At 38.1% G+C, this 6,905-nt stretch carries 5 protein-coding genes; all 5 read right to left on the reverse strand.

Going from position 1 to position 6,905, the window contains the following annotated elements:
* Positions 1-763: hypothetical protein (locus tag AC22ZQ_RS11310; protein WP_318958880.1), on the reverse strand; the 763-nt coding region annotated here is incomplete at its 3' end.
* A gap of 1 nt (position 764) precedes the next feature.
* Positions 765-2,150 (reverse strand): sigma-54-dependent transcriptional regulator, encoded by a 1,386-nt coding sequence (locus tag AC22ZQ_RS11315; RefSeq protein ID WP_318958881.1) that lies wholly within the window; start codon positions 2,148-2,150, stop codon positions 765-767.
* A gap of 268 nt (positions 2,151-2,418) precedes the next feature.
* Positions 2,419-4,833, reverse strand: coding sequence for an ABC transporter permease (locus AC22ZQ_RS11320; RefSeq protein WP_318958882.1), 2,415 nt, complete (start codon positions 4,831-4,833; stop codon positions 2,419-2,421).
* A 5-nt stretch (positions 4,834-4,838) separates the two neighbouring features.
* Complete coding sequence (locus tag AC22ZQ_RS11325) at positions 4,839-5,528, reverse strand: ABC transporter ATP-binding protein (RefSeq protein ID WP_318958883.1); 690 nt, start codon at positions 5,526-5,528, stop codon at positions 4,839-4,841.
* Position 5,529: 1 nt separating this feature from the next.
* A complete protein-coding gene (locus AC22ZQ_RS11330) occupies positions 5,530-6,771 on the reverse strand; it encodes an efflux RND transporter periplasmic adaptor subunit (RefSeq protein WP_318958884.1) in 1,242 nt (413 codons plus the stop codon).
* Positions 6,772-6,905 lie beyond the last annotated feature (134 nt).

A 6,905-nucleotide genomic window follows, 5' to 3' on the forward strand; every position in this document is an offset into this window, starting at 1 on the left:
CCTCATCATTTGGAATTGAACGCACCTCATCCTGCAATGAATTAGCCAAACTTTTCACCGGAGAAATTCCATTTCTAATTTCATGCGCAACCACTTTGGCAAAATTCGCCCAAGCTTCAAACTCATCAGAACTACCTTTATCCGAGGTAAACTCATACATTACAAATTCTACCTCACTAATGTTGAGTAATTTTTTATCCACGAAAACATCCTTTGCCAATTGAAAATTAAAAGCTTTAGCTTCTAACACCAATTGCCCATTACCATTAAGGTTCTCCAGTAACTCAAACACTCCTGGACAATGATCATCTAAGTCTTTCAACTGCCTCCCCAATTTCCATCCCAACAGCCTTTCTACACCTTCACTTTGCACCACCACATCTCCTTTGCTATCGCACAGCAATATAGCTGATGGTGCCAACTGTATAGCCTTTTTAAAAAGCTCAAGCTGTAAGCTTGCACTTTGGTCTTCTCTGTTTTTTTCTTGAATAATTAATTGGAGTGCTTTAAACACTTCAGGAAAATCAGTTTGCATAGGCACCTCTTTTTCATAGCGATATTGGTGTAATGCATACCCCAAATGACGTTGGAATCGAAAGATAAAATAAATCAATTCGATGGTAGAAAAAATTATCAATCCTCCCAAAACAAAAGGAGTTGCGACCCAGTTTTTCTCCCACAGAACAAAACTTAAAAAGGCCATTAGTACCAAAAGAACCAAAAGCCTCACCACCACTGCAACAGAAAATTTCCTGAGTCTCATCTTACAAATCATATTTATCTAAGCGTCTGTACAAAGCCGCTCTGGTGAGTCCCAAATCTTTGGCGGCTTTGGTCATATTCCCCCTGTGTACCTTCAAAGCCTCATTGATTAAGGCAATTTCCATTTCTTGTAAGTTTAAATTTGCCAATACACCTGGCCCTGTATACATATCTTTCTTGGCAGCATTTACCAGGTCGCTAGCATAAATCACCCCGTCTTTCGCCAAAACTACAGCGCGTTCAACAGCGTGTTCTAATTCTCTCACATTCCCCGGCCAACTGTACGATCTAGCCTCATCTATGGCTTGCGAACTAAACTCAACCCCTTGTTTTTTATATTTTCTAACAAACTTTTGCTTAAAGAAATGAAGTAAATCATCTACATCCTCTCTACGTTCTCTCAACGGGGGTAAAACAATTTCTACAGTATTAATTCTGTACAATAAATCTTGTCTAAACTTTCCACCATCCAAGAGTTCTTCCAAGGGCATATTAGTGGCAGCAATCAAGCGAACATCTATCTTTTTCGCTTTGGTATCCCCCACCGCTATCACTTCTCTATTCTGCAATACAGAAAGCATTTTGGCTTGTAAGGGTAAACTTAAATTACCTATTTCATCCAAAAACAAGGTGCCTTTATCGGCCAAAATCATACGCCCTTCCTTGTCCATATTCAGACCTGTATAAGCTCCTTTTTTCGCCCCAAAAAGCTCCGCTTCAAACAACTGCTCATGTACCGTTCCTAAATCAATTTTGACAAAAGCTTCTTCTTTACGCAAACTTGCTGCATGCAAAGCCTTCGCCACCAACTCTTTCCCCGTACCGTTCTCTCCAAGCACTAAAACATTCGCATCTGTTTCTGCTACTTGAGCAATGGTAGCTTTCAAGTCTCTCATGATTTGAGAATCTCCTATCATCCCAAAATCGAGTTCGGCAGCGTTTTCAACAAAATCCATGCGTTGCACCGCTTTCACCTTTTGTAATTGCTGGGTGGTAGATTTTAATTGAACAACTTGCTCTAGGGTTTTGAGCAATCGAGCATTCTCCCATGGTTTCTTCACAAAATCCTTCGCTCCAATTTTCATAGATTCAACTGCCAAATTGATTTCACTAAACGCGGTCATTACCACGATGCTCAAAGCAGGAAATTTACCAACTAACACTTTTAAAAACGCCAATCCCTCCGCTCCACTTATCTCGCCTTTGGAATAATTCATATCCATCATTAAAACGTCATACTCCTCGCTTTCCAAGGCCGCAATCAATTCTTCTTGCACACTAAACATGCTTACCTTAGCGTAATGTTTTTGCAAGAGCAACTTTAAGGCGATAAGAATATTTTCATCGTCGTCAAATAGCGCTATTTTTTCTGGGTGTTTTTGGGACATAGTTTAAAAATAAGGATTGTTCGATAATGAACACTTTTTTTATCGTTTTTCTTCCTTTTAACTTCCGCTAAAGCGTAGTCAATAATCCAGCAATTAACAGTAATAATAAGTTCAATATATGTTTCATAATTTATCGTATTAGGTCAACACTTTGCTTCACCAATGAAAAATAAGGGGAGCAACAAGCTTGTATAAACTATAGGTAATTAAAATTTGATTTTGTGCTGCTAAAACAATTCAATCACTATTAATGTGCTCCCCAATTTTACTATTCAATTCGTATACTCTCTATGGGATTTGTCTTAGATACTTTCACCCCATGATAAATTACAGTTACAACCACAAGCAAAAGAGCAATCACTAAGCTCAAAATCAAACTTCCTAACTGTAAATGAGTGTGGTAGGCAAATTCGTCTAGCCACCCGCTCCAGAGGTAATAAACAATAGGTGTTGCGACTAGGAATGCACCCAGCATCAACCAAACAAAGTCTTTGGCTATGATCCACATTACCTGCACATCACTAGCTCCTAAAACTTTACGAATACCTATTTCTTTAGACCTTGCCTGTATACTATAACTTAAAATAGAGAACAACCCGAAACTTGCTAAAACAATGGATACCGCAGAAAAGAACATGAAAATCGTGAAAAGTTTGGTTTCGTCAGTGTAATTCTCCGCTATGTCTCGATCGTAAAAACTTAAGTCAAATGCATGCGTTTCTACCGCCTTGTCCCACTCTTCCTCCAAATAATTTAAGGTCGTCGTGTAATCTCCTTCCTTTAATCGAATAGAAACTGTGGTTCCTCCCTCAAGAATTGGATTGTATAAAAGAATCAAAGGCTCTAACTTATTGTGCAAACTCTGAAAGTTAAAATCCTCTATCACACCTACTACCCTTCCATCATTTTCAGCCTGACCATCAGCTAACAAGCCCCATTGTATTCTTTTATTTAAAGGATTATCTTCCCAACCAAACTGTTCTACAGCTGTTTGATTAACGATAAATCCTTGCTGAGCATCCGTTGGGAACTCAGGTGAGAAAAACCTTCCTTGTGTAACTTTTAAGCCCAATACTTCAGCAAAATATTCGTCTACAAACAAACATTTAACTGTACGTTCTTTCAACTTACCCTCCTCTTCAATTCTAAACATGATTTCAGGACTACTTCCCGTAGGTAGATTACTTCTAGAATGACTTTTGATTCTATCATCATTCTTCAACAAATCCAGCCACGGCGTCGCATTTTTACGAGCAGTAGTGTCACTCGGTAAATTCACCGTTACCAAATTTTCTTTATCGAATCCTAAGTTTTTAGCACGAATGTATTCCAACTGATCCCCCACGAGTAGAGAACCAGTAATCATAAATATTGAAAAGAGGAATTGAAGTCCAATCAAAAGTTTTCTGAACATTCCGACACTTCCCTCCTTTTGTTGTGTTCCCTTCAATACTGTGGTAGGTTTTAAATTCGAAAGAATAAAAGCTGGATATGCTCCTGATAGTATAGCAATGAACGCAAATATTCCAATCTCTATCAATAACACCTGTGGGGTGAAAACATCTATTGCCGCTATATTCTTCCCTGAAACCTGATTGAACTGCTCTAAAAATATTTCCGTTAACATGAGTCCAAACAACATCGCTACAAAAGTGAGCAAACAACTTTCTAAAATAAATTGACGCATTATACTTTGCTTACTCGCACCTAGTGTTTTGCGCACCCCTACTTCTTTGGCCCTTTTGCGTTGTTGCGCCAAACTCAGGTTAATAAAATTAAATGAGGCAATGAGTAAAAGGAAGAAACCTAGTAGTATAAATATGTACAAGGTGCTCTTTTTCCCCTTCGGTAAATCGTATTCATGCCTATTGTCGAAATGTACATCTTTCAATTCAGTCAACATATAGTCATGAGAAGCCTCCGAACCGTTGGCTTGTCCCCAAGGCAAAACATACTTTTCGTTGACCTCATCAAGTTCATCTTCAAAATCATAAGGATCTATGTGTTCTTTCATCAAAATAAAAGTGAAAGCCCCTATCCTAAACCAATCTTGGTTAAATACATCGCGCGTTTGTTGCGGCAAGGTATTCATGGATACAACAGCTTTAAATTGAATTTCAGAATTAGGTTTAACATCCTCTATAACTCCCGTCACACGTAACATAGAGTTATTCATTTTCAACTGTTTATTCACCACATCCGTAGTTCCGAATACTTTCTTTGCTAAACTCTCCGTAAGTACTACCGTATTCGGCGCTGTAAGAGCATCTTTAGAATCACCTTGAATAAATTGGTAAGTAAATACATCAAACAATGTACTATCCGTAAAGCGAATATTGTTGGTTTTGTAAACTGTATTGTCTACCATTAATTCAACTTCACCATTCCCTCCAAAAAAACGAACGTAGTTCTCCACGATGGGATAATCTCTTTTCAAAGTAGGTCCAACAGCCAAGTTGGTTACAGCCGCTTGCATGGCTCCACTTAAGTCTAAGTTGGTGGTTAAACGATAAATTCTGTCTTTTTTCTCGTGATAGGCATCGTAAGAAACTTCGTCAATAACATAAAGTCCAATGAGTGTACTGGCGGCAATACCAACAGCTAAACCTATCACATTTAAAAAAGTGTAGACTTTATTCCCCAGGAGATTTCTCCACAATACTTTTAATTGATTTCCTAGCATTTCTTTTACAATTGATTTACCGCCTCTACACGTTCAGAAAGCATTTTCCCATCGCGTAACTCAATAATTCTCTGGGCAGCCTTGGCATCATTGGCTGAGTGAGTAACCATCACTATCGTTGTTCCGGCATTATTCAATCCTTTGAGGATATCCAACACCTCATTCCCAAAATGACTATCCAAATTTCCCGTAGGCTCATCGGCTAGTACGAGTTTTGGTTCTGTAACTACTGCTCTTGCAACTGCTACTCGTTGTTGCTGCCCACCTGACAATTGAGAAGGGTAATGATTTTGTCGATGAGCAATCCCCATCTTCTCCAAAACTTTCAACACCTTTTCTTTTCGTTCGTTTTTGGGGATATTCAAATATTGAAGTGGAAGCTCTACATTCTCTCCCACCGTTAACTCATCGATCAAATTGAAATTTTGAAATACAAAGCCAATGGTGTTTTTGCGCAGCTCCGTCCTTTCTTTCGGTCGCATTGCCGAAACATCTTTATCGTTTAGCATGTAACGCCCGCTATCGGCATTATCTAACATCCCTATAATGTTTAACAAAGTAGATTTACCACAACCAGAAGCTCCCATAATGGCCACAAATTCACCTTGCTGTATCTCTAAACTCAAACCATTTACAGCCAATGTTTCCACCGCAGAGGTTCTGTATTTTTTAATAATGTTTTCTAATCTCAACATGCTACTTCAATATAATTATCTCTTTTTCTTTTAAATATCCGTCGTAAGAACTCGTAATGATTTGTTCTCCCTCTTCTAATCCTTCTATTACCTGATAGTATCTAGGGTTTTGTTTTCCTAAAACAATTCTTCTTTGGTACGCCTTATCTCCTTTCACAACGTAAACAAACTTTCCTCCTGATGATGAAAAATAAGCCCCACGTGGTATTTTCAGAGTTTCCTCTTTACCACTTATTGCAATTGCCACTTGAAAACTTTGACCACGACTCAAACTCTCTGGTTGTTCATCTTCAAATAACAACTCTATTTCAAACTGACCATTCACAACATTTTGCTTCACTTTTGTAATGTATAAGTCGTAAGAATTTCCTTGTACCTTAAAACTCGCTTTTTGTCCGACCACAACCCTATTTAAGTAATGCTGATCTACCAAAGCAACAATCTTATAAGCTCCAGGAACATCCACACGCGCTACTATCTCATTGGCAGAAAGTACTTGTCCAATTTCAACATCAAACGATGTTAGTCTACCACTCAAAGGCACCAACACTTGCATCTCTTCAATTTTCGAGCGTATCATTTCAAGGTTTCTTTCCATTAAAACTATAGAAGCTTCTATCCTATCGTTTTGCACTTGCAGATAATGTTGATCTTCTTCCAACCTGCCTTTTAAAACATTCAGACGATTTAGCGTGTACTCCTTCTCGTCCTTTTGTTTTTCATATTCCAATTGGGCCAAACCTCGTTGCGCAAAAACAGCTGAATCTCCCTTAAAACTTCTGCAAATATTTGCCTTCTCTTTCTTGGTCAATGCATAATCATCTTCCAATCTACGCAAATTTTGATGCAGTGTAATTTGTGTATTTCTTAAGTTATTGAGTTGCTCAACTACTTGCGTCTCACGTTGCATATATTCTAAAACCAGCGCTTCATTTTGTAATGAAAGTAAAACTTCACCGGCTTTAACCGTGTCGCCGTCCTCTTTCATTTTCTGGAGTACTGAACCACCTTCATTTGCATCTATCAATATAGTTCGTTTCGGCTGAACACTCCCATTTGCAATTACAATTTCCTGAAACTCTCCATAGTTAACTTCAGCAAACTTCAATTGCTTATTAGGTATTTCAACTACATTATTTTGTAAATAGTAAGTGATTAAAGCAAGGATTCCCAAAACACCACCTATTACAATGAATTTTAGTCTATGCCTTTCCCAAAAACTTTGTTCTAATTTTATATCCACAGATTATTAATATTTCAATTGCTACAATTAAGTATTGTGCCAAAAAGCTAACCGCTTGATAAACAACACCTACATGATTCAACCTCCTATAACAGCTGTTCGAAAACGAACAATCCCTGTTCGGAAACGTACAG

This window comes from Lishizhenia sp., assembly GCF_057456495.1.